Source organism: Xanthomonas nasturtii, assembly GCF_001660815.1.
In the GTDB taxonomy this organism is placed as follows: domain Bacteria; phylum Pseudomonadota; class Gammaproteobacteria; order Xanthomonadales; family Xanthomonadaceae; genus Xanthomonas; species Xanthomonas nasturtii.
This window is the reverse complement of sequence record NZ_LYMI01000032.1, coordinates 1-20,638: the sequence shown is the minus strand read 5'-3', so window position 1 is coordinate 20,638 and position 20,638 is coordinate 1. Positions and strand designations below refer to the sequence as shown.

Here is a 20,638-nt window from a genome sequence, read left to right as displayed (position 1 = left end):
GGCGCAATGGAGGCAGCAGACTATTCGAGCGCGAGAGGGTACACCGCGGTCCAGTTGCTCATCGTGATGGCTATCATCGGAATCGGCGCAGTCATTGGCATGCCCAGCTTTACACGACTCATGGAGTGGCAGCGCGCGACCACACGCGTGCATTTGCTGACCGCACATCTTGCAATGGCCAGAAGTCTTGCCGTCACACAGGGCGAGCCTGTCAGCATTTGCCCCACCACGGACGGGACAAGCTGCCGAACAGATCGCAACTGGAGCCAAGGATGGATCCTCTTCAAGGATCCCGAACGCGACGGACAGCCGACGCACCTGGCATCCATCGTACGAGTAGAGCATGCCTCCGCCACCGGCGGGATCGACATCACTAGTACAGTCGGAAGGTCTATCGTCCGCTTCTTGCCGAACGGCCGCAGCAGCGGGACAAACATCACCATCAGCCTCTGCAGCAATGCCAGACGACTCGCTGACGTGGTGGTCAACAACTCAGGAAGAGCACGCACCGTACGCTACACCAGCGCCGTGAGCTGCGCGCCCTAATGACCGGGCAAACAAAAAGCCGCGACACGTCGCGGCTTTTTGAACAACTTGGCGCCCGAAGTTGGACTCGAACCAACGACCCCCTGATTAACAGTCAAGTGCTCTAACCGGCTGAGCTATTCGGGCGGGGAGGCGTATTCTAGACAGACCACTCCAAAGATGCAACCCCTAATCCACAGGCTCCTACATCACCAACAGTCGGACTTGGTTCCCTTGGAATTGGACTTCCTTGAAGCTTGATCAATGCCAAGATCGCCGCACTTATCTTGCACTTGGTTGCCCTGTGCTGTTGCAGAGATCGAGAAAGTCGACTGGGTGGTTTGAAGAGCAAGCCGATACGCGGCCGCCCCCCCCTCCCGAGGCGAGACTTGCGTGGGCAGCGCAAAATCAACGTATGTATTCCGTACCGTATAGAACCTTACCGCCAACTGCGCATACTCTACGAGATCGGCCTTAGCCTGCGCCCTTCGGGACCTACGGACGTACTCTGCGTAGCTCGGAAATGCAATAGCAGACAAGATCGCTATTACCGCTACGACGATCATCAACTCGATCAACGTGAACCCGGAGACGGCTCGTCCCGATTTCCGCGTTGAAGCCGCCCGCCGTCTAAGTGCTTGCAAGAAAGTTGTCATTGGACCTGCCTCCAGGACTGCCTGCCGCATGGGTAAGGGATATAGAGCGGACCAGAGCCAGCGGCAGTGACGACCATCCAGCAGGCCTGCCCGCCAGGCACAGCATCACTTTCAGCCGGGGAAAGCCGGGGAATCGCAGAGACTCCAACATCCTTGACTGGAGCGGTACCGCCCGTAGTTAGCGGTGTTGCAGCCGTTCTTGCGCCAAAGCTAGCGCCCGTGGGAGACCCTTTGCGCGCATCCATCAAACCGCCATCCCCGGTACGCGTATCCAGGCCGAACAGCCAGTTTGCTCCAGTTGGCTCACAACCCGAACTAACCACGGCCGGCGTGTACGTCGGAATGAACACAATCCCCGAGGCAATCGAGGGGTTACCCACCATCCGCTCCTTCGCTGGTAAATCTACGTACCAACCCCGTGAGCCAGCAGGAGCCGCAGCACGGCTCAGAGTCCGATCACCGTTCTGAACGACCGTACTGCCCTGAAGGTTTGCTCGGGTGAGCGCGGAAACGGGTGCGCCTCTGGAGAGATCGTTAATACCATAAAGCGATTGGATCGATTCATCCCTAATATCACTCGTGAACGAAAAACTTCCGGTTCCCAAAAACAACATCACTCCACCGGCATCTCCGGCGGTCGCTACAAGCCCTCCGGTAATCGGCTGGCGATAAGTTTGCCCATTCTCTGCGGAGGTTCGCGCAGTAAAAAATGGCACCGTGATGGCGGTTGCCGTACTACGAAGATCAAATTTCCAAACAGCGCCTTTTTGATCAGCGCCATAAACAGTATCAGCTAACCCATCGCGAACCGCGTCGGTTTGAGAAACCCCACCCCACCGATCCACAACAACTATGTTCCCCAACCCATTAGTGCCGGCAATTGTGGCGCCAGCCTCTGTCGCTTCGATCATCGTGACAGCAGGTGCACCCGCTTTAATATCTACCACGAACAGTACTGCTTTGCCGCTCTGACTATTGTAGCCGTTACCAAAAATTGCCTTCCAAGTGACGGCTCCTGCAGCACTTCTAACCGGCACGATGACAGGCTTTCCGAGCAAATGACCGATATTGTTCCTAATCGCAGCCGAAAGGCTGGTGTCAAGATCACTAATCTCCCAAAGCTTGCTAGACGTAGAGAAGGCCGTAGGATTCGTCACGTCAAGTGCAAATACGCTGCGCCCACCCGCTCCCGCAGTTCCGACGGCAACCGTCCTCCAGCCACCGCCATAATTAGCGTCACCTACCACAACCGGGCCATCTACATAATAACGATGCTCGTACTCGACATTCCTATTTGTGGGATCCGAAGGCAAAACTAGATCGCCCATGTGTCCCAGTGCAGTTGAGGGAATATACGCAAAACGCTCAGCCCCCCCATTCACGTCCATCGAGCCATCTGCCGTCATACCCGCATCGAATGCGTGCAGCATTCCGTCGTTCGCACCTACATATACCGTATAACGTCCAGATGTTGTTTTGGCAGCGAGATAAGTACCATAGGTCGTCCCTAATGCACCCTGAAGCGCCCGATAGCCGTAGTCATCGGTCGGAGCGCTGATAACTGGCGACGAATTAATGATATCGCCAAGCAAAGAAGTTCGATCACGAAACCTACCTTGATTTTTAACTTCATTCTCCCGATCACCTCTGAGATAAAACACGGCAGACTGCGCAGTTGCGCCAATCTGCGTCAAGCCAAGCTCAGTGCACTTGGTAATTCCGGGATAAAGTCCAGCAGGTTTGGCACACAAATCAGAGAGCGAAACGTTGGTGGCATTGAAATTGACCGCATTGCCCCCCTTGTTCACAACGATGTTACGCGCTTCTTGGTCAGTCCCACCAAGACGGGCGCTGGCCTCCCAGACCAGTGTGGCCGTAGCTAACCGAGATATGGGATCAAGGGCCACACGATTACCCTCCAGGCGGCCGTACCAGTCAGTGCCGTCAGTCGCGATCTTATAAGAGGGCGTCACAGCAAACGAACCGTTTCCAATTCGAGCACCAGTCTGCGCGGAAGTTCCCGACGGGGATTCACCTTGAGTCACAGACGCAAGAACGCGGTCAATTGCGGCCGTGATATCAGCAGGTGTACGTGCATTAATGTACTCGCCGCGCGTATTAACGGCAGCGTGCCATATGTCGTCCACGGTAGAGGGGTTGTTATCGGAGCGTGCCGGCCAATTCTGATAAATAGCCGGACTTGCATAAGCATCCTGAACTATATCCGGATTAAAAATATTACCCCTTGCCCCTAGGGTTATACCGAAGAAATTAATATGCAGATTTTTCTGGCAATCAAGCCTAACACTTGGTGCCGACGCACATTCACTGGGAACAGGAACTTGCCCCGCCGTCAGGTCGGGGCGAAGCGGCGATGCGCCATTGAAGTTATTATAATATCGCGCAGCAATATCCGCCATAGTGTTAGAGTAATTGTCAGCAAACGGAATACCCATACCACCATCGCCATCGGCGTTAGCAACAGCAGCAAAATTATTATCGATATCGTTACTAAATCCATCCGTAAAAAGCATTACAGCATTTTTTTGGCATGCCAATTGGACTGGCGCCCCCGAATCCGAACGCGTAAACTGAATTCCCGCCGCATTTACTGCCTCCCGATTTGGCGTACCACCGGATGCAGTGAGACTAATCATTTCATTATTAAGGGCGTTTCGGTCAGCCAGAACACCTATATTCCTCATCACTAAGCGCTCATCGACCGAATCAAAACTTGTATTTTGGTTGATTCGGAAATAACCGACGCGAAGATTCTCCTCCACTGCGTCAAATGAGCGTGTCATCCCCGCAATCATCGCTCTGTTTCGGTTCCCATAAAACGAAAACCAATTGGCAAAGTTTTTCAAAGCAGCTGTCGCACTCGCAGGAATCGTGTACTTCCAAAGATCACAACCTTGCCCGCATGCATTAGCCACACGTGTGCGCGCCACTCCATCGTAGGCATTGGGCGCTCCAGGAAGAACGGGGCGTGGATCGTTATTTGACGTATAAGGCACAAAAAAAACTGCTCTTCTATGCGAAATCACTACATGCACTTCACCGCCACTCCAGGCTGTGCCATTAGCAACCTGAATTGATCCATACCCAGTCACAGCACCCCTGTTATTTACCAAAACACGCTGATAACGCGTCCCGCTCGGAATAACCATTCGGTCCTGCATGAGCCCTGCATCAAGCCAATTAGGTATTAATAAATCATCGGTCAAATTGACAAGATTACTATTCGTATTGAGACGCGGGTCAATTTTTGTTAAACCAGTATCCGCATCAGGATAAGCCTTTCGGTCAGGACCTATCCAGGGATCGTACTTGACCTGAGGATTATAGTAAGTTGGATTGTAAGCAGACGATTTTGCGAATCCATAGATATCAAGCGGCGGTATACCAAGCCGACCTAATTCGAGACGAGGACCAATCATCACATGATTGTACCCACACGCATCACCAGCGCGATTGAGCACACCTGGGGATGAGAAGAAACTTAGTCGATTATCACTCCAGCATCCCTGCCCATCAGCACCAGGAAACTGTGTCTGAAACGTCATTGAACCAGAATCATCCACGGTCATAATGAATGCTGGCGGGATAGGAATCTGATTATTGAGCGGCACCTGCGCGAGCGGCCCTTGGCCTTGCGCAGCAACCAGCATATAGACCAAGCCCAGCCCAAGCAGGCTGACCATAGTGGAGACAGCAATACGCTTTACTTTGCGCGATGGCATGACTGTGGGCCTTTAAAGCTTGAAGACGGTGTCAATGGCGGATCTCGACGAGGCGTTTGTCTCGTCGTCGACGGAAACACCTGTGATTTGAAAGATTGGCGACGCCGAATCCATTGGCGGCCCCATCCCAATACTCGCTTCTCCCTCAATGCATTGGTCTATCTGGCGTACATTCGTGGCTTCGGTCGAGGTTTGATCGCGAGCCCACTGCACTGGATCAAAACCATCATCGCATCCACGTTTTATGCTGGCAGAAGTCACCGTACTGCCGGTCGGTAGCGCGGTGCGGTTAGAAATCGCCTCAACCGAGGCCTCGCCATTACGCACGACACCTTCCGCCTGTTGAAAAGCCCGGTTAACAGCACGATAGTTGGAGGCCATCTTCTCTTGCATCCCTGCTACCTGCATTGCAGAGATACCCAGCAACGCAAGTAGAATCAACATGATCAGAGCGACATACAAGACAGCGCCCTTCTGCCGACTGCGTGAGGACAAACGTATTTTATTCACGACGTCGCGATGGTGAGTCATGGTTAGTTACCAAACAAGCGATTGCGAAGTGCGATGGACAGTTCATAACTGGCTCGGTATCGGCCATCGGGTGCAGATGGCGGCTGCATACCGACTCCCAGTACACCTACCGGATCGTCATTAGCCGTGACAACTGCGTTAGCCGTATTGGGACTACGTGCCAGAATTCCTACCTGGACCGACCCAACCCGTCGCCATTGGTTAGCGCCGGCTGCATCTGCACTGCCCCCCAATTCTGACGCCGTCAATTGTGACGTTATATTGCCCGCTGGCGGGGTGGCGCTTGAGATATTGGCTGTCGAATCCAGTCCATATAGCAGCTGCAAATTTTCGATGCCCTCGACGAGCTCCTCGTTTTGAGCGTACGTGCCATCGCTCGCCGCTCGTGCTCGACGCAGTGCAGGCTCACCGGAGGCTCCAGCGCCGACGTAGTACACCAGTGACTCGGCACGGTAGAGCATTGTTTGCCCTGTCGGCTGCGCGGTATACCGCGACAAATCTACGCTGGTCGTTACGGAACTTGCAGCAGACGTCCCTGCAAACAAGTCTGCATGCGAGCAGTCGGCGATACCGAATAAAGTGGGAGTTCCAACGCCGCCACCATTCAAGCGCGACAAACGCGCTGCATCGAAGCTGGCGATCGAGTTGCTACCTGTACGTACCAGTCCAGTAACCGGCACACCTTCAGGGGAAAGAAAGCGTAGTACAAGAATGTCGCTGCCTGGCAGCGGAGCAGGACTGAGCCCTTGAATTTGCGAAGGCGCGCCAGCAGCGGCGGACAACGTTCCGCCTAGCCGCAGCTGCGTTCCCGGCGATGTACCTGTCGCTTCGTACCCTTGAATCGATACAGAGAAGTCCAGTGGACTGCCACTTCCGGTTGCCGCAGATAAGCTGACGCGAGGATCCCCCTGTCCTTTCACAAAATGCGCTTGATCGTTGACGCAACCGAAGTGGCCCGCCATCCGGATGTCACGCGCCAGAAAATCCAGGGCGAACCGTGCATTTTCCTGGGCTCTGGACGCTCCTTCAGACAGCTGAAATGCTGTCCTCGAAGCGGAAAAGACCTGGATCACCCCGAGCAGCAGCACAAGGCCAATGACCAGCGCGATCATCATTTCAATAAGCGATAGACCCGCCACTCTGGAACGTGCAGTCATGATTCAGATCTCTGTCTGCAATGCGAATGTCGTCGATGTGTCCGGATCAGTCGCATCCCACTTCTGATCACCCCAGGAGATGGATACAGTGACCTGTCCGTTGGCGACTACGACATTTGCCGATGAAGAGTCTCCTAACGCCTTGGCAACCTGACATTTCCAGCGAGTAATATTTTGGGTGATGGACACGCTCTCGCCGGTCGGGCGACCGCAAGCTCCTCTTGAGGGCACCGAACCCGCGGCGAAGCTGGCCACTGTATAATGACTAGCCTGGTAGCGATTTGAGCGCATTTGATCGATAAGGTCATAGGCGAGATTCGTCGCCTGTGTTCGATAGTTGGCGCTTTGCACGAAGCGCACGCTCATCGTTTGTAGCAGCGCAAAGCCAAGCAGCCCGAACGCGAGAACAATGATCGCTATCAATACTTCGATCAATGTAAACCCAGATGCTTCCCGTCTAGTGCTGTACTGTCTCATTGGCAAGTATCCTTTCTGCTTCTTACTTGCCCAGCTGCATTAATGAGCAGCGTCCGCATCAATTGCTGGCCAGCACATTGATCAGGGCGCACAGTGATCTGCTGGTCGGCTGCGGAAATTCTTCGCCCTCGGCCGTCAAAAGCCACTAGACCGCTACTTGGGCCTTGAACAACGAGCTTGGGATTGCCAAGCCAGTAGCGCAGGACCGGCTCTCCGCCATCCAATGCACCGTTTGCATTGATATCGCTCCATGCAAGGATGCCTCCGCCCCAACTCCCATCGCAGGCACTGCCATTACTGCTTCCGCAGATCGCGCCGCTCTGGCCGGAGCGCAATGCTTCGCTCCGGGCGAGGTTAAGCAACCCGACCACTTCGTTATTTGCGGTAACAGCTCGGTTCGACCGAATGACACCTTGAAAACTTGGATACCCGATAGCAGCCACGATCGCGACCACCGCAATCGTAGTCATCAACTCAACTAGCGTGAACCCGCGGGCACGGCAAAAAGGCATCAATACGCTCCCCAGCGTCAGTGCAGAGGAGCATGAATGGCTACAGTGGTAAAGACAAGCGATCTACCGACAAGCGGCTATCTTGACCGACAAACGTCAACACCGTGGCTAGCGAGTCACGTCACCACCCGATAACAAGGCCGGTAATCCCCCGAGATCTTCATCCGGCGCTGTTCGACAAACCCGCGCAGGAGTTCGTCCAGGGCCTGCATGATGTCGGGGTCTCCGTGGATCTCGAAGGGGCCGAATTCCTCGATGCGGCGCATGCCGTCTTCCTTGACGTTGCCGGCGACGATACCGGAGAAGGCGCGGCGCAGGTCGGCGGCCAGGGCGGGTGCCGGGCGGCCGTGGTGCAGGTCCAGGGCAGCCATGGCTTGGTGGCTGGGCTCGAACGGCTGCTGGTACTCGAGCGGGATGTGCACGGACCAGTTGAAGTAATACGAGTCCTTTTGGTCCTTGCGGTGCGCGCGCACCTCGTGGATGCCTTCGGCCATGCGGCGCGCGACGGCGACCGGGTCGCCGACGATGATCTCGTAACGGGAGGCGGCGGCATCGCCCAGGGTCAGGCGGATGAAGCGGTCGATCTGTTCGAAGTACGGCGCGGCGATGGTCGGCCCGGTCAGAATCAGCGGGAACGGCAAGCTGGCATTTTCCTCGCGCAGCAGGATGCCGAGCAGGTAGAGAATTTCCTCCGCGGTGCCGACGCCGCCCGGGAACACCAGGATGCCGTGACCGATGCGAACAAAGGCTTCGAGGCGCTTCTCGATGTCCGGCATGATCACCAGGTGGTTGACGATCGGGTTCGGTGATTCGGCGGCGATGATGCCGGGCTCGGTGACGCCGATGTAGCGGGTGTGATGCTTGCGTTGCTTGGCATGCGCAATGGTGGCGCCCTTCATCGGGCCCTTCATCGCGCCCGGGCCGCAGCCGGTGCAGATATCCAGCCCACGCAGGCCGAGCTCGTAGCCGACTTGCTTGGTGTAGAGATATTCGTCGCGCGAGATGGAATGGCCACCCCAGCAGACGACAAGATTCGGGTCGGACGGCTGCAGGATGCGCGCATTGCGCAGCTGGCCGAACACTGCATTGGTGATGCCTTCGCTGGTGTCGAGATCGGCGCGCTGCGCTTCGAGCTCGATGGCCATGTACGCAAGGTCACGCACGACCGCAAACAACAGCTCGGCCACGCCGCGGATGATCTCGCCATCGACGAAGGCCATTGCCGGTGCGTTGCTCAGATCGATGCGGATGCCGCGGTCCTGCTGGTTCACCTGGATATCGAAATCCGGGTACAGATCGCGCGCAGCGCGCGGGTCGTCCGAGGCACTGCCACTGGTGAGTACGGCCAGCGCGCAACGGCGCAACAACTCGTGCATGCCGCCGCTGGATGCATCGCGCAACCGGGCCACTTCCGCCTTGGACAGCACGTCCAGGCCACCGCGCGGATAGATCCGCGCATCCACCACCGGCAGCGCCCGTGCTGCCGTACTGCTGAGTTCCATAGCTTGCTCCTGTCGTATCTGCACGACTTTAGCGTACTCACCCGCACAAAAGAAAACGGCCGGGAGACCCCGGCCGTTTTTGCAAACCCTGACACGCTAGCCAGCGTTAGAACTGGTAGCGGAAGCCCAGCTGCAGCGCCCAGCGGGAGATGCCACGATCGTCGTAGACCGTGGACTGGTCCGGCGTATTGAAGCGGTAGACGTACTTGCCAGTAGCCGCATCGACACCACCGTATTCCACCACACCACGCATGCCCGGGAAACCGTACTCCTCGACACGGCCCCACTTCTTGTTGAGCAGGTTGCCCACGTTCATGACGTCAAGCCAGAGGGAGGCCTTGTTGCCCTTGAAGAAGCCGGGAATTTCCTGCTCGATATGCAGGTCGAACTGGTTGATCCAGGAGTTACGTGCGCCATTGCGCTCGGCGACCTGACCACGACGGGCGGCCAGATATTCGTTGCCTTCGATGTAGTTCCAGAACGCCTGCTCTTCTCGAGCGGTACCGAACAACACATCGCCACGGCCGGCGGGGATATACAACAGGTCGTTCAAGCGACCGTCGCCATTGGCGTCGTTGTCGAACGCATAGCTGTACGGGCGACCATTGCGGCCCTGGTAAATCAGGCCCAACTTGGTTTCATAGTCGCCGAAGAAAGCATGCTTCCAGTTCAAGGTGCCGAGAATGCTGTTCTTCACTTCGTACGCAGCGGTCGAGGCGACGTTTTCGTTAGCCTGGAAGACCGCATTGTTGCCCAACTGCGAACCCGAGATCGAACTGGTCAGGCCGCTGACTTCGTCGGCATCGGTGTAGGTGTAGTACAGGCCCCACGACCAATCGCCACCATTGAAAGGCTTGTTCAGACCGACGGTGAAGCTCTCGCTGCCGCCCTTATCTGTAGGACGCGCAATGATCGCATCGTTGAAGCGAGGATCGCGCGAGCCGCGAGCGTCAACCGACGAACCGGTGCCACGCAGACATGCTGACGGAGCGCCCGCACCTGTCGGATTGCGGCCGTCGTCCAGCCAGCAAGCCGGATTCAAGCCCGGGGTATTCCAGTACAGATTACGGCCGTCCTGGCCCACTCGGGTGGTATTGCCCAGATTGAGCTGCTGGTAATAAATCGCTTCGTTGACCTGGGTTACCACCGCTTCGGCCGACGCTACGATCCCGTACCAAGGCAGTTCGGTATCGAATGCTAAGTTGGCCTTCCATACCGACGGCTGACCCAGCTTGCTGTCGACGAAGTCGACGGACTGCGTAGCGCCATTCAACGAACCATTACCGATCGGCTGGTTATTGATGTCAGGCGTGAAGCGGATGCCATTGGTGTTCACCAGCGTCTGGCTGGAGAAGTTGTAATCCGTGTAAGCCAGACCGGTGTTGGAGTACGGATTGGACAACCACACGGTTGCCGCAGCACCCTGGAACAGGCCCACGCCGCCGCGCAACTGGGTGGGGCGATCGCTGTCGAAGGTGTAATTGAAACCGAAGCGCGGCTCGAACAACCCATTCCCGTCGATGGTCTGGTCGTTGCGGAAGCCGAACAGCGTCGACGCGGTTGCGTTGTAGGCCGGGCTGTTCTTGACCATCGGCTCGTCATAACGCACACCGAACGTCAGCGTCAGGTTGTTGTTGACGGCCCAGGTATCCTGCAAGAACACGCCGACATTGCGCATGCCCCAGTTCGCCGCGATGTCGTCGATGTTGCCGCTGTTGGAGCGCGAATAACGGTAGTTCAGCGGGCGATTGGCGGCGTAGTCGGCAATCGAGTTGAACGTGTAGGAACCGAAAACACGCTGACCAAACAGATTGAACAGGTCGTTGTCTTCATAGTCGAAGCCGAACTTGACGGTGTGGTCGTTCAAGAACAACGTGCCCGCAAAGAAGGCATTCCACGTTTCGGTGCGCAGTTCGTTGGCCTGGGTGCTCTGCTCGGTGCCCAGATTGACGGTGTTGTTGCCGATACGCACCGCTACGGCCGGCAGCTGCGAGGCCGCAGTGCGCACAGCGGAGTAGTCGCGGTACGACACCTTGGCTTCCGTGGAGAACGTGTCCGTCCAGTCACTGAAAAGCTGCGCCGTGTACGTCTTGAGGCTGAAATCACGGACGTAGTGAAACGAATTCAGCGACAACGCCTGATTGCCGAAACCATTGAGATTGGCGGTGCTCTGCTCGCTCTCGCCGTAACGAAACGACGCACGGTGCTTGTCGGAGATATTCCAGTCGAGCTTGAAGCCCTTTTCTTCCGAGTCCGAATCCAATGCCGGCAGTGCCAAGGTTCCTGGATCGAAGCCATAGACATTGCGCGAGATGTCGATGATCTGATCGACCTGCGCCTGCGAAATACCGACGATATTGCTCTCGCCCGACCCCAGGGGACCGTAGCCGGAAGCGCCGGTGAACACGCCCTTGCCCTTGTACTTTTCGTAGTTGGCGAAGAAGAACAGCTTGTCCTTGATCACCGGGCCGCCCAGGGTCAAACCGTACGTGGTTTCGTTGTCAAACAGCTGCGGACGGATGTCGTTCTGGTTCTTGCCAGACCAATCGTTCTCGCGATAGGTGCCGTAGACCGAGCCGTGGAATTCGTTGGTGCCGGACTTGGTGACGGCATTGATTACGCCGCCGGTGGCGCCGGTGATGGTCACGTCGTAATTCGCTACGTCGACCGAGATTTCGTCGATGACATCCATCGAAAATGGCTGACGCGGAGTAGGCAGACCGTTGGATTCAAGGCCGAACGCATCGTTGGTGCTGATACCGTCAACGCGAATCAGGTTGAAGCGCGGATTCTGGCCGCCCACCGAAATCTCGTTACGCGCCTTGTCGGTCTGCGCCACACGCGGATCCAGACGCACGTAGTCCTGCAGATTGCGGTTGATCGACGGTAGCGATTCGATCTGCTCGCGGGTCACGTTGGTGCCGGTACCCATCTTGTTGGCGCTGAACAGTGCCGAGCCGTAATCGCCGCCGATGGCCTGCACAGCACCCAGCGTGGTGACGTCACCGCCCAGGGATGCGTCGACGCTGTTGACCTGATTGAGGTTGAGATATACGCCCTCTTCGGTCTTCGTGCCTTCACCCGACTTGGTAATCGTGATCGTATACGGCCCGCCCACACGCAAGCCGCGCGCGTTGTAGCGTCCGCTGGCATCGGTGGTGGCGCGGCTGACCGTGCCGGATTCGACGTGGGTGATCGTCACTTCGGCACTCGGCACCGGCTGGCCGCCGCTGCTGGTGACCAAACCAGCGACGCCGGCGGAGGTGCTCTGGGCAAAGACAGGGGCAGCAGCGAGTGCGGCGACCAGGCCAAGCGTCAGCTTGGACATGCGAAGACAGCGGGGGTGGGTCATTTCGGTAGCCTCGATACAGGTTGGGCAGTGACAAAAAGGCGCAGTCAGCCCAACCGTTCCCGGGGTGGGCTGCCGATGATCTGGGGTCCCTTGCCGCGCGGCTGGTTGCTGCCGCAACGGTTAACAACAGATTAACACGCTAAGGCCTGATTGTGACGGCGGTGTGACAAACTTCGCGCACTGCAACATGAACTGCGCATGTGAAGGCGTAAGCGCCAGATTGCGCAAGGTCGTAGCAGGAGGGAGACGTGTGTCGCGACTTGAGCCGGCTGCTTGGCCGGGAAGCGGGTTCGGCCTTTTAGCGCAAATCGATTGGTCCATTGCCTGTACGCCGTAGCTGTGGACGCCGCATGTCGAACCAGATTGCGAAGATGACACTTCGCTTCAACCCGGCTGCGATGAGGGAGGCCATCAAGAACGGTAGCCAGCGCCGGTACCTGCGTCATCTGCGGCATGCATCTGCAAGCCCCAGCATGCTGCCTCAATCTCGCTGTGACACTCCCGCACTAGGGGCGAATCGCACCAGGGCAGCGAGCACGGGACGCAGACCAATCCCACTGCTGCAAGGCACCGGCCGCATGCCGTGGAACCCGAAGCAGCCCTCCTCCTGCAGCTACCCTAGATCGACACCGGCAGCTTGAAATACGTCCCCAGCCCGTCCAGGAACATCTGCACCGAAATCGCCACCAGCAGCATGCCCATCAGGCGCTCGATGGCCGTCAGTGCGCGGTGTCCCAGCAGTTTGTACAGCAACGGTGCGGAGGCCAGGATCGACGAGGCGCCGATCCAGGCGATCATCAACGCCAGGCTCCAGTCCCAGAGCCGCGTGGGCTCGTTGCTGCCCATCAGCATCACGGCAGCCATGCCGGACGGGCCGGCCACCAACGGGATGGCCAGCGGCACGATGAAGGGCTCGCCATCGGGGATTTCGCCCATCAGGCCTTCCGGCCGCGGGAAGATCATGCGGATGCCGATCAGGAACAGCACGATGCCGCCGGCGATCGCTACCGACTCCTGGCGCAGGTGCATCAGCTCCAGCGCGTACTTGCCGCCCCACAGGAACGCCATCAGCACGACCAAGGCGATCAACAGTTCGCGCGCAAGCACGAAACGCTGGCGCTTGGGCGGCAGCGGCTTGAGCACGCTGAGAAACACCGGGATGTTGCCGAGCGGGTCCAGGATCAGGAACAGCAGCAGCGCCGCAGAGAGAATGGTCATGCTGAAGGGCTCCAGATCACACCGCGATGCGCCACACCGGCATCCGACAACAGGCTGACGCACGCTGGGGCGTAACGCGCGGCGTCGACCGCGTCGCTGTCTTCCTGATGCGTGAAGGCGCGTGCGCGTAGTGCGGTGCGCATCGGGCCGGGTTGCAGGCCGCTGACACGGACCGGGCCAGCAGCAGTTTCATGGTGCAGGCTGGTGATCAGACCACGCTGCGCATGCTGGGCGGCGCCATACGCGCCCCAGTAGGCCTGGCCAACGCGCGCGGGGTCGTCGACTACAAATACCACCGCCGCGTCTTGCTGTTGCCGCAACAGCGGCAGGCAAGCTTGCGTAAGCCACGCACGCGCAGTGAGGTTGACGTGCACGCTGCGTGCGAAATCCGCAGGCGCGGCGAGTTCGGCCGGGGTCAGGCCGGCAAAGTCGGCAGCGCAGTGCAGCAGGCCATGCAGGCCACCGAGCTCGGACTGCAGTCGCTGTGCAAGCGCGGCGTAGTCGTCGGGCGTGGCGCCGGCAAGATCCAGCGGATACAGCAACGGCTCCGGCCCCAGCGCGGCGACTGCGTCGTAAACGCGCTCCAGCGGGCGCAGCTTGCGGCCAAGCAAGACCACCGTGGCGCCTGCAGTAGCGCAGGTCTGCGCCGCGGCGGCGCCAAGACCGCCGGCGGCGCCGCTGATCAGCACTACGCGGCCAGCCAAGGCAGCGGTCTCTGACTGCAGCTGCGCAGAACTCACGGCTGGTACGCCTCGCTGACAATGCGCTTGAGCTCGCCGGCTTCGAACAGTTCCAGCGTGATGTCGCAGCCGCCGATCAGCTCGCCATGGATGAACAATTGCGGGAACGTCGGCCAGTTGGAGTAGCGCGGCAGATTCGCGCGCACTTCGGGTTCTTCCAGCACGTTGATTGTGCGCAGCTGGTCGGCGCCGGCAGCCACCAGGGCCTGCACGGCGCGACTGGAAAACTCGCACATCGGGAACTGCGGGGTGCCTTTCATGAACAGCACGATGGGGTGTTGTTCGACTTCGGCCTGGATCCGTTCCATCACCGGCATTGGACTCTCCTGACTGGGAGCGGCAGGCCCGACCGCCGGGTCGGATAGACTTCCGCAAAGGCGCGCATTGTAAGCCTTCGGCGCGACCTGTCGCCGCACTCCCTTCGCTGCCACTGACATCATGCCGATCGAACACGTTGCACTGCCCTATTCCCGCGCCGCCCTGGAGCCGCATCTGTCGTCGGCAACGTTGGAGGCGCATCACGGCGTCTGTCACCGCAGCGAGGTCGAACGGCTCAACGCGCGCATCGAAGCCAGCGAGTTTGCCGAGCTGACGCTGGAGGAGATCATCGCGCAGGCGCAGGGCACGTTGTTTCAGCTCGCCGCGCAGGTGTGGAACCACAATTTCTATTGGCAGTGCCTGCGACCGCGCGGCGGCGGCGAGCCGCTTGGACGGCTGGCCGACGGCATCGCCACATCGTTCGGCGATTTCGTGCACTTCAAGCAGGAATTCAATCGCGTGGCCTTGCGCACTTTCGGCTCGGGCTGGGTATGGCTGGTGCAGCGCCCGGACGGCACGCTGGCGGTGGTCGCCACGCCCAACGCCTCCACGCCGCTCACCGGGCCAGACACTCCGCTGCTCGCCTGCGACATCTGGGAGCACGCCTATTACCTGGACTACCAGCAGGATCGCGCGCAGTACCTGGACGCGTTCTGGAAACTGATCAATTGGGATTTTGTGGCAAGCCGGCTGGGCTGAGCGCTCGCACGCTCGCAGAAGATGAGACGTTGCTCACATGCTGCGACGTTTCGGCCCAGCACCAATGCAGTCTTCCGGCTCGTCGACGGAACGCAGGGACGATGAGCGACGCGCTGCGTAACCGGCTGGGCGACGACGAGCGAGGGCTCGTTGCCGTGTATAGCGTCTCAAACGCAGCACATCCGGCGCCATCGCAGCCACCAGGCCACCCAGCGCTGAAACGCTGTCGTCAGCGCGCTATGCGCATCACGCTTCGTTCAAGCGCGCAACCACCGGCCGAACTTGCGCATCGCGCTGCAGCGCTGTGCCTGCGTCGCTCACTGCCGCCGCGAGCGCCTGCGCCGTCTCCGCGCGCAGTGTTGCGTGTCCCACCTTGCGTCCGTCGCGCGCCTGCTTGCCGTAGTCGTGCCAATGCCCGCCGGGCACCGCCAGAAACGCCGCGGCGTCCGGCATCGCACCCAGCCAGTTGAGCATGCAGGCCTGGCCGCGCATCGCCGTGCTGCCCAACGGCAAGCCAAGCACAGCCCGCACATGATTTTCGAACTGCGAGGTCTCGGCGCCTTCGATGGTCCAATGGCCGGAGTTGTGCACGCGCGGCGCCATTTCGTTGGCCAGCAGCTCACCGTCGCGCACGAACAATTCGAGCGCAAACACACCCACATAGCCGAGTTTTTCCGCCACCGCACGCGCATGCGCTTCGGCCAAGGTCTGCAGTGCCGCATCCACCCGTGCCGGCGCAAGGCTGGCCGACAGCACGCCGTCCACGTGCCAGTTTTCGGTCAAGGGCCAGGCGCGGAATTCGCCATCGCGCCCGCGTACCGCGACCACGCTGACCTCGCGCTGGAACGGCACGAAGGCTTCCACGATCAATCCGACCTTGGCCGCCTGCGCGCCCAGTGCGTCCCACGCTGCATCGGCATCGGCAAGCGTCTTGATGCGGAACTGGCCCTTGCCGTCGTAGCCGAAACGACGCGTCTTGAGCACGCACGGCGTGCCGATGCGCGCGAGCGCCGCGTCCAGACCGGCGCGGTCGTCGATCGCTGCGAACTCCGGCACCGGGATGCCGAGTTCGCGGAACAAGGTTTTTTCGCTGAGCCGGTCCTGCGCAACCGCAAGCGCAGCCGGACTTGGAAACACCGGCACCTGCGTGGCGAGCTGCTGCGCGCTGGTGGCCGGCACATTTTCAAAATCGAAGGTGATCACATCCACCTGCGCGGCGAACGCGGCAAGTGCGGCGGCATCATCAAACGCGCCGACCTGCAGCGGCGCCACCTGTGCCGCGCAGGCATCAGCCGCCGGGTCGAACACCGCAAAGCGCACGCCGAGCGGCGCACCGGCCAGCACCAGCATGCGCGCCAGCTGGCCACCACCAAGAATGCCGACGGTGCTCATTGGCGCGGGTCGTCGCTGGCCATGACATCGTCGGTCTGGTTGGCGCGGAACTGCGCCAGCGCCTGCCCGATCTGCGCCTGCTCGGGTGCCAGCATGGCCGCGGCGAACAACGCCGCATTCGCTGCGCCCGCATTGCCGATGGCAAAGGTGGCCACCGGAATCCCTGCCGGCATCTGTACGATCGACAGCAGCGAATCCATGCCGTTGAGCGCCTTGGACTGCACCGGCACGCCAAGCACCGGCACCGCGGTCTTGGCGGCCAGCATGCCCGGCAGATGCGCCGCGCCGCCGGCGCCGGCAATGATCGCGCGCAGGCCGCGTTCGCCAGCCTGCTCGGCATAGGTGAACAACACATCCGGCGTGCGATGCGCCGAGACCACCTTGACTTCGTACGGCACGCCCAGCGCGTCGAGCTTCTGAGCTGCGTGTTGCATGGTGTCCCAATCCGAACGGGAGCCCATCACGATGCCGACCAGCGGCGCGGAGTGGTTGGAGGTCATGGCCCTGCCCTGCGGTAAAGACGTATTCTAGCCAATCTCCACGCAAGACAAGACTTCGATGGATCGCAAACTGCTCGACCTGCTGTGCTCGCCCGACACCCGCCAGCCGCTTTCGCTGCTCGACGGCAAGGGCCTGGAGGCACTCAACACCGCCATCGCTGGCGGAACCCTGCAGCGCGCCGATGGCACCGCACAGACCCAGCCACTGCGCGAAGCGCTGATTACCCGCGACCGCAAGCAGATCTTCCGCGTCGACGATGGCATTCCGGTGCTGCTGGCCGAAGAGGCCATCGCCACCACGCATATCGCCGACTTCCCCGAAAAGTGAGCCCGCCCGTGCGCATGAGCGTGCCGGACGCGCCGCCTGCCGAATCGATCGAGGCCGATGTGGCGCGCGCGCTGGCCGAAGACGTCGGCAGCGGCGATGTCACCGCCGCGCTGCTGCCCGACCAGGCCGACAGCGCCTACCTGCTGTGCAAGCAGGATGCGGTGATCGCCGGCCGGCCCTGGTTCGATGCCACGCATCGCGCGCTGGACCCGCAGGTGCGCATCGACTGGCAGGTGCACGAAGGCCAGCACGTCAACGCAGGCACGGTGCTGGCGCTGCTGCAGGGCCGCAGCCGCAGCCTGGTCAGTGCCGAACGTACCTCGCTCAATTTCATGCAGACGCTGTCGGCCACGGCCACCACCACCGCTGCGTATGTGGCTGCAGTGGCCGGCACGCACACCCGCATCCTGGACACGCGCAAGACGCTGCCGGGTCTGCGCGCCGCGCAGAAATACGCCGTACGCTGCGGCGGTGGCGACAATCACCGCATCGGCCTGTTCGACACGGTGATGCTCAAGGAAAACCACATCCGCGCCGCCGGATCGTTGAGCGCGGCGGTGCATGCCGCACGCGTGCAGCAACCGCAGCTGCCGCTGGTGGTCGAAGTGGAAACGCTGGAGCAGCTGGGCGAAGCATTGCAGGTCGGTTGCACGCGCATCCTGATCGACGACTTCGACCAGGCCATGCGCCGCGAGGCCGTGCGTATCGTTGCCGCCCTACCGAGCGAACAGCGCATTCCGCTGGAAGTCTCCGGCAGCGTGGATCTGGCCGGCATTCGCGCGATTGCCGAAGACGGCGTGGACTGCATTTCCATCGGCGGGCTCACCAAGCACGTGCAGGCGGTGGATCTGTCGCTCAAACTCGGCCCGCCGCCGGCTTGATTTCACGCATGTACGCAGGCAGCTCTGTCAGCCTGCTGCGATTGTTCTGTGCAGGACCTGCGATGACCGTAAAACCTTGGCCGTGGCTCTGCCTATTGTTGGCAGGATGGGGAAGCAGCGCAGCAGCTGCAGAAGTCTGCGATATGCCGCCGCGGTTCGGCACCAGTCCCGCCGCGATCGCCATCGTGCGCAGTGCCTGCAACGAGCACCGTTTGTGGCAGCACCCGTTTATCGATGCCAAGGGCCGTCTTGCCAGCCTGGGCGTGACCGAAGCCGAGTCGGGTTATCTCGCCGATCACGGTGTGGTGGCCTGGCAGCGCGTTGCAGGCTATTGGCGCGACAGCGGCACACTTGCCTCGATGGGCGGCCGCCCCGGTGCATCGAGCTGCGCGGCACTGGATGGAACCCGCTACACCGCCAGCGACTGCCGCGCATTTCTGATCGACAACCCGTGGTCGGCCGCTTTCATTTCCTGGGTGATGACACAGTCCGGGCTGAGCGGTTTTCATCGCTCCGCACGCCATCTGGATTACATCCGCAGCGCCTACAACGACGGCGCCACCGGCCCTTACCAGTTCACCGATCCGGCAGTCGAAAAACCCGCGCCCGGTGACATGCTGTGTCTGCTGCGCGGCCGCAGCGTGGCGCTGGGCTACGCGGGTCTGAAGGCTGCGCTGGGTGGCAGCGCACCGATGCCGTGGCAATCGCACTGCGATGTGGTGGTGGCCGCCAACGTCGGTGGCGATCGCACGCTGTATCTGATCGGCGGCAACGTATTCAATACGGTGATGATGCGCAAGATGCCGTTGGATCGCGCCGGCCGCGTGGTATTGCCGACGCCGCAATCGGATAGCAATCAGGATCAGAACGAAGACAGCCTGGGCATTGCAAGCGAATGCACGCCGGCACACGAAGAACTCTGCGATTTCAATCGTCGCGATTGGGCCGCACTGCTGAAACTGCGGCCTGATGCGGCAATGGTCGCACCGCCACCGACGGCGCCGCTGCCGGCACCCGGCACCACGCCCGCAGAACAAACGATGCCGCCAGGCTTTCCACGCGTCGTGCCGCCGCGCCCGGAAACGCAACCTGCGCCGACGCAGCAACAGCAGCCTGAGTAAAGCCGGGTTCAAAGCCCCTCTCCTGCGGGAGAGGGGTTGGGGTGAGGGTAAGGGGCGAAGCCCTTTTTCGCTCCCACTCCATGTGGCTTTGCACGCAGCTTCATCCGGCGCTGCGCGCCACCTTCTTCCGAGATGAACAGGAATCAAAGCCCTTCACCTGCAGGAGATGGGTGGGGTGAGGATGCAGGCGAAGCCACTTAGTCGCCCCTGAAAAACCCCCTTCAAGCACCAAAGGTCAGCGGCGACCGGTGCACCAGGCTCAAGGATGCCCCTGCCATCGCCTGCAACCAGGCACGCAAAAAGGCGATCCAGCGCAGCAGCCAGCGCAGGTTGTAGCCGGCGGCGCAGCCGAGCACGTGTAGTGCATCGCCTTGGGCACCCTTTAGATAGCAGCGATTCAAGCGGCAGTCCTGTTTCAGATGTCCAATCACCGGCTCCACCGCTTGCCGGCGTTTGATCCAGCTCCATTGCCGTCGTGTCAGCGTCTTGGCCTTGCCGCGATGCAGGATCTGCACGCCATCTACCTCACGTCCGCGATACCCCAGGTCCACGATCGCTACCTGCGGGGTCACATTCACATCCTGCAGCAACCCACGCGTCTGCTCCAGCTGCTCGGCCAACGTATCGCCGTCGTAGGGATTGCCGGGAAAACTGCGCGCGCCCACGATCAAGCCTTTGCGCGCACTCACCGCAATGCCGACCTTGACGCCAAATTCGTAAGGTGTCCGTGCCTTGCCCTTGCTCATGCATTCCACTTCCGGCGCATGCAGGGCGTAGAGCTTTTGCTTGTCCTTGGGGCGTTGTGTCAACACCCGTTGTGCGCGTTCCAGCCAGACACTGATGCGCTCACGCATCAAGGGGTCCAGCTTGCGTTGCAGATCGCGTAATACGCGTCCCAGGAGCGTGCGTTGGCGTCGCAGCACCTTGTGCATGCGCTTGAACTGGCGCGCATGCGCATAGCGCCCGGCCTTGCGGCTCAAGACCGG

19 protein-coding genes and 1 tRNA gene are annotated in these 20,638 nt (G+C 60.2%); 5 read left to right on the top strand and 15 right to left on the bottom strand.

Annotation, left to right across the window (positions count from 1 at the left end):
- The first annotated feature begins 6 nt into the window (after nucleotides 1–6).
- Nucleotides 7–546 carry a GspH/FimT family pseudopilin gene (locus A7D16_RS12595; protein ID WP_064633205.1) on the top strand — a complete coding sequence of 180 codons (540 nt, stop codon included), beginning with the start codon at nucleotides 7–9 and terminating at the stop codon, nucleotides 544–546.
- Nucleotides 547–595: 49 nt separating this feature from the next.
- Here A7D16_RS12595 and A7D16_RS12590 read toward each other — a convergent pair.
- The 12 genes from A7D16_RS12590 to grxD all read right to left on the bottom strand — a co-directional run bounded on the left by A7D16_RS12590 (nucleotide 596) and on the right by grxD (nucleotide 14,730).
- A tRNA-Asn gene (locus A7D16_RS12590) sits at nucleotides 596–672 on the bottom strand.
- A gap of 62 nt (nucleotides 673–734) precedes the next feature.
- Nucleotides 735–1,181, bottom strand: a complete 447-nt coding sequence (locus A7D16_RS12585; protein ID WP_275655046.1) for a type IV pilin protein — start codon at nucleotides 1,179–1,181, stop codon at nucleotides 735–737.
- A complete protein-coding gene (locus A7D16_RS21625; RefSeq protein ID WP_082925798.1) occupies nucleotides 1,178–4,924 on the bottom strand; it encodes a pilus assembly protein in 3,747 nt (1,248 codons plus the stop codon). Before A7D16_RS21625 ends, A7D16_RS12585 begins: the two co-directional genes overlap by 4 nt.
- Nucleotides 4,925–4,936: 12 nt before the next feature.
- On the bottom strand, nucleotides 4,937–5,455 hold the full coding sequence (locus A7D16_RS12580) for a pilus assembly PilX family protein (protein ID WP_064633203.1): 519 nt from the start codon (nucleotides 5,453–5,455) through the stop codon (nucleotides 4,937–4,939).
- A gap of 2 nt (nucleotides 5,456–5,457) precedes the next feature.
- Nucleotides 5,458–6,612: a PilW family protein gene (locus A7D16_RS21620; protein ID WP_082925797.1), complete on the bottom strand. Its 1,155-nt coding sequence runs from the start codon at nucleotides 6,610–6,612 to the stop codon at nucleotides 5,458–5,460.
- Nucleotides 6,613–6,615: 3 nt separating this feature from the next.
- Complete coding sequence (gene pilV, locus A7D16_RS12575) at nucleotides 6,616–7,089, bottom strand: type IV pilus modification protein PilV (protein ID WP_064633201.1); 474 nt, start codon at nucleotides 7,087–7,089, stop codon at nucleotides 6,616–6,618.
- Nucleotides 7,086–7,601 carry a GspH/FimT family pseudopilin gene (locus tag A7D16_RS21615; protein WP_082925796.1) on the bottom strand — a complete coding sequence of 172 codons (516 nt, stop codon included), beginning with the start codon at nucleotides 7,599–7,601 and terminating at the stop codon, nucleotides 7,086–7,088. The genes pilV and A7D16_RS21615 overlap by 4 nt, the downstream gene beginning before the upstream one ends.
- A 116-nt stretch (nucleotides 7,602–7,717) precedes the next feature.
- Entirely contained in the window at nucleotides 7,718–9,103 is a 1,386-nt protein-coding gene (ppnN, locus tag A7D16_RS12570) for a nucleotide 5'-monophosphate nucleosidase PpnN (protein WP_064633199.1), read from the bottom strand.
- 106 nt (nucleotides 9,104–9,209) lie between these two features.
- Nucleotides 9,210–12,455, bottom strand: coding sequence for a TonB-dependent receptor (locus A7D16_RS12565; RefSeq protein WP_064633197.1), 3,246 nt, complete (start codon nucleotides 12,453–12,455; stop codon nucleotides 9,210–9,212).
- A 618-nt stretch (nucleotides 12,456–13,073) separates the two neighbouring features.
- Complete coding sequence (locus A7D16_RS12560) at nucleotides 13,074–13,673, bottom strand: YhgN family NAAT transporter (protein WP_064633195.1); 600 nt, start codon at nucleotides 13,671–13,673, stop codon at nucleotides 13,074–13,076.
- The gene (locus tag A7D16_RS12555; protein WP_064633193.1) at nucleotides 13,670–14,413 is read right to left on the bottom strand and encodes an SDR family NAD(P)-dependent oxidoreductase; all 744 of its coding nucleotides are present in this window, start codon (nucleotides 14,411–14,413) and stop codon (nucleotides 13,670–13,672) included. Before A7D16_RS12555 ends, A7D16_RS12560 begins: the two co-directional genes overlap by 4 nt.
- Entirely contained in the window at nucleotides 14,410–14,730 is a 321-nt protein-coding gene (gene grxD / locus A7D16_RS12550; protein WP_064633191.1) for a Grx4 family monothiol glutaredoxin, read from the bottom strand. The genes A7D16_RS12555 and grxD overlap by 4 nt, the downstream gene beginning before the upstream one ends.
- Nucleotides 14,731–14,851: 121 nt before the next feature.
- On the opposite strand from grxD, the gene A7D16_RS12545 reads away from it, so the two are divergent.
- Nucleotides 14,852–15,430: a superoxide dismutase gene (locus A7D16_RS12545; RefSeq protein ID WP_064633189.1), complete on the top strand. Its 579-nt coding sequence runs from the start codon at nucleotides 14,852–14,854 to the stop codon at nucleotides 15,428–15,430.
- A gap of 246 nt (nucleotides 15,431–15,676) precedes the next feature.
- Here the strand turns inward: A7D16_RS12545 and A7D16_RS12540 are convergent, their stop codons facing one another.
- The gene (locus A7D16_RS12540) at nucleotides 15,677–16,822 is read right to left on the bottom strand and encodes a 5-(carboxyamino)imidazole ribonucleotide synthase (protein WP_064633187.1); all 1,146 of its coding nucleotides are present in this window, start codon (nucleotides 16,820–16,822) and stop codon (nucleotides 15,677–15,679) included.
- Entirely contained in the window at nucleotides 16,819–17,322 is a 504-nt protein-coding gene (purE, locus tag A7D16_RS12535; protein ID WP_064633185.1) for a 5-(carboxyamino)imidazole ribonucleotide mutase, read from the bottom strand. Before purE ends, A7D16_RS12540 begins: the two co-directional genes overlap by 4 nt.
- A gap of 58 nt (nucleotides 17,323–17,380) precedes the next feature.
- Here purE and A7D16_RS12530 point away from each other — a divergent pair, with 58 nt between their 5' ends.
- The 3 genes from A7D16_RS12530 (at nucleotide 17,381) to A7D16_RS12520 (ending at nucleotide 19,652) form a co-directional block, all read left to right on the top strand.
- Nucleotides 17,381–17,650 carry a Trm112 family protein gene (locus A7D16_RS12530; protein ID WP_064633183.1) on the top strand — a complete coding sequence of 90 codons (270 nt, stop codon included), beginning with the start codon at nucleotides 17,381–17,383 and terminating at the stop codon, nucleotides 17,648–17,650.
- Nucleotides 17,647–18,531, top strand: coding sequence for a carboxylating nicotinate-nucleotide diphosphorylase (gene nadC, locus A7D16_RS12525; protein ID WP_064633181.1), 885 nt, complete (start codon nucleotides 17,647–17,649; stop codon nucleotides 18,529–18,531). Before A7D16_RS12530 ends, nadC begins: the two co-directional genes overlap by 4 nt.
- Nucleotides 18,532–18,593: 62 nt before the next feature.
- Nucleotides 18,594–19,652 carry a DUF2272 domain-containing protein gene (locus A7D16_RS12520; RefSeq protein ID WP_064633179.1) on the top strand — a complete coding sequence of 353 codons (1,059 nt, stop codon included), beginning with the start codon at nucleotides 18,594–18,596 and terminating at the stop codon, nucleotides 19,650–19,652.
- Between the two features lie 221 nt (nucleotides 19,653–19,873).
- On the opposite strand, the gene A7D16_RS12515 is transcribed toward A7D16_RS12520, so the two are convergent.
- The coding region (locus tag A7D16_RS12515; RefSeq protein ID WP_153043143.1) for a transposase at nucleotides 19,874–20,638 on the bottom strand (765 nt) is incomplete at its 5' end.

Excerpts from the sequence above, each read along its gene's own strand:
- purE (WP_064633185.1), bottom strand. The coding sequence starts at position 17,322 with ATGACCTCCAACCACTCCGCGCCGCTGGTCGGCATCGTGATGGGCTCC.
- A7D16_RS12565 (WP_064633197.1), bottom strand. The coding sequence starts at position 12,455 with ATGACCCACCCCCGCTGTCTTCGCATGTCCAAGCTGACGCTTGGCCTG.
- A7D16_RS12540 (WP_064633187.1), bottom strand. The coding sequence starts at position 16,822 with ATGAGCACCGTCGGCATTCTTGGTGGTGGCCAGCTGGCGCGCATGCTG.
- A7D16_RS12560 (WP_064633195.1), bottom strand. The coding sequence starts at position 13,673 with ATGACCATTCTCTCTGCGGCGCTGCTGCTGTTCCTGATCCTGGACCCG.
- A7D16_RS12585 (WP_275655046.1), bottom strand. The coding sequence starts at position 1,181 with ATGACAACTTTCTTGCAAGCACTTAGACGGCGGGCGGCTTCAACGCGG.
- A7D16_RS21620 (WP_082925797.1), bottom strand. The coding sequence starts at position 6,612 with ATGACTGCACGTTCCAGAGTGGCGGGTCTATCGCTTATTGAAATGATG.
- A7D16_RS21625 (WP_082925798.1), bottom strand. The coding sequence starts at position 4,924 with ATGCCATCGCGCAAAGTAAAGCGTATTGCTGTCTCCACTATGGTCAGC.
- A7D16_RS12545 (WP_064633189.1), top strand. The coding sequence starts at position 14,852 with ATGCCGATCGAACACGTTGCACTGCCCTATTCCCGCGCCGCCCTGGAG.
- ppnN (WP_064633199.1), bottom strand. The coding sequence starts at position 9,103 with ATGGAACTCAGCAGTACGGCAGCACGGGCGCTGCCGGTGGTGGATGCG.
- A7D16_RS12520 (WP_064633179.1), top strand. The coding sequence starts at position 18,594 with ATGACCGTAAAACCTTGGCCGTGGCTCTGCCTATTGTTGGCAGGATGG.
- A7D16_RS12580 (WP_064633203.1), bottom strand. The coding sequence starts at position 5,455 with ATGACTCACCATCGCGACGTCGTGAATAAAATACGTTTGTCCTCACGC.
- A7D16_RS12530 (WP_064633183.1), top strand. The coding sequence starts at position 17,381 with ATGGATCGCAAACTGCTCGACCTGCTGTGCTCGCCCGACACCCGCCAG.
- grxD (WP_064633191.1), bottom strand. The coding sequence starts at position 14,730 with ATGCCGGTGATGGAACGGATCCAGGCCGAAGTCGAACAACACCCCATC.
- A7D16_RS12595 (WP_064633205.1), top strand. The coding sequence starts at position 7 with ATGGAGGCAGCAGACTATTCGAGCGCGAGAGGGTACACCGCGGTCCAG.
- pilV (WP_064633201.1), bottom strand. The coding sequence starts at position 7,089 with ATGAGACAGTACAGCACTAGACGGGAAGCATCTGGGTTTACATTGATC.
- A7D16_RS21615 (WP_082925796.1), bottom strand. The coding sequence starts at position 7,601 with ATGCCTTTTTGCCGTGCCCGCGGGTTCACGCTAGTTGAGTTGATGACT.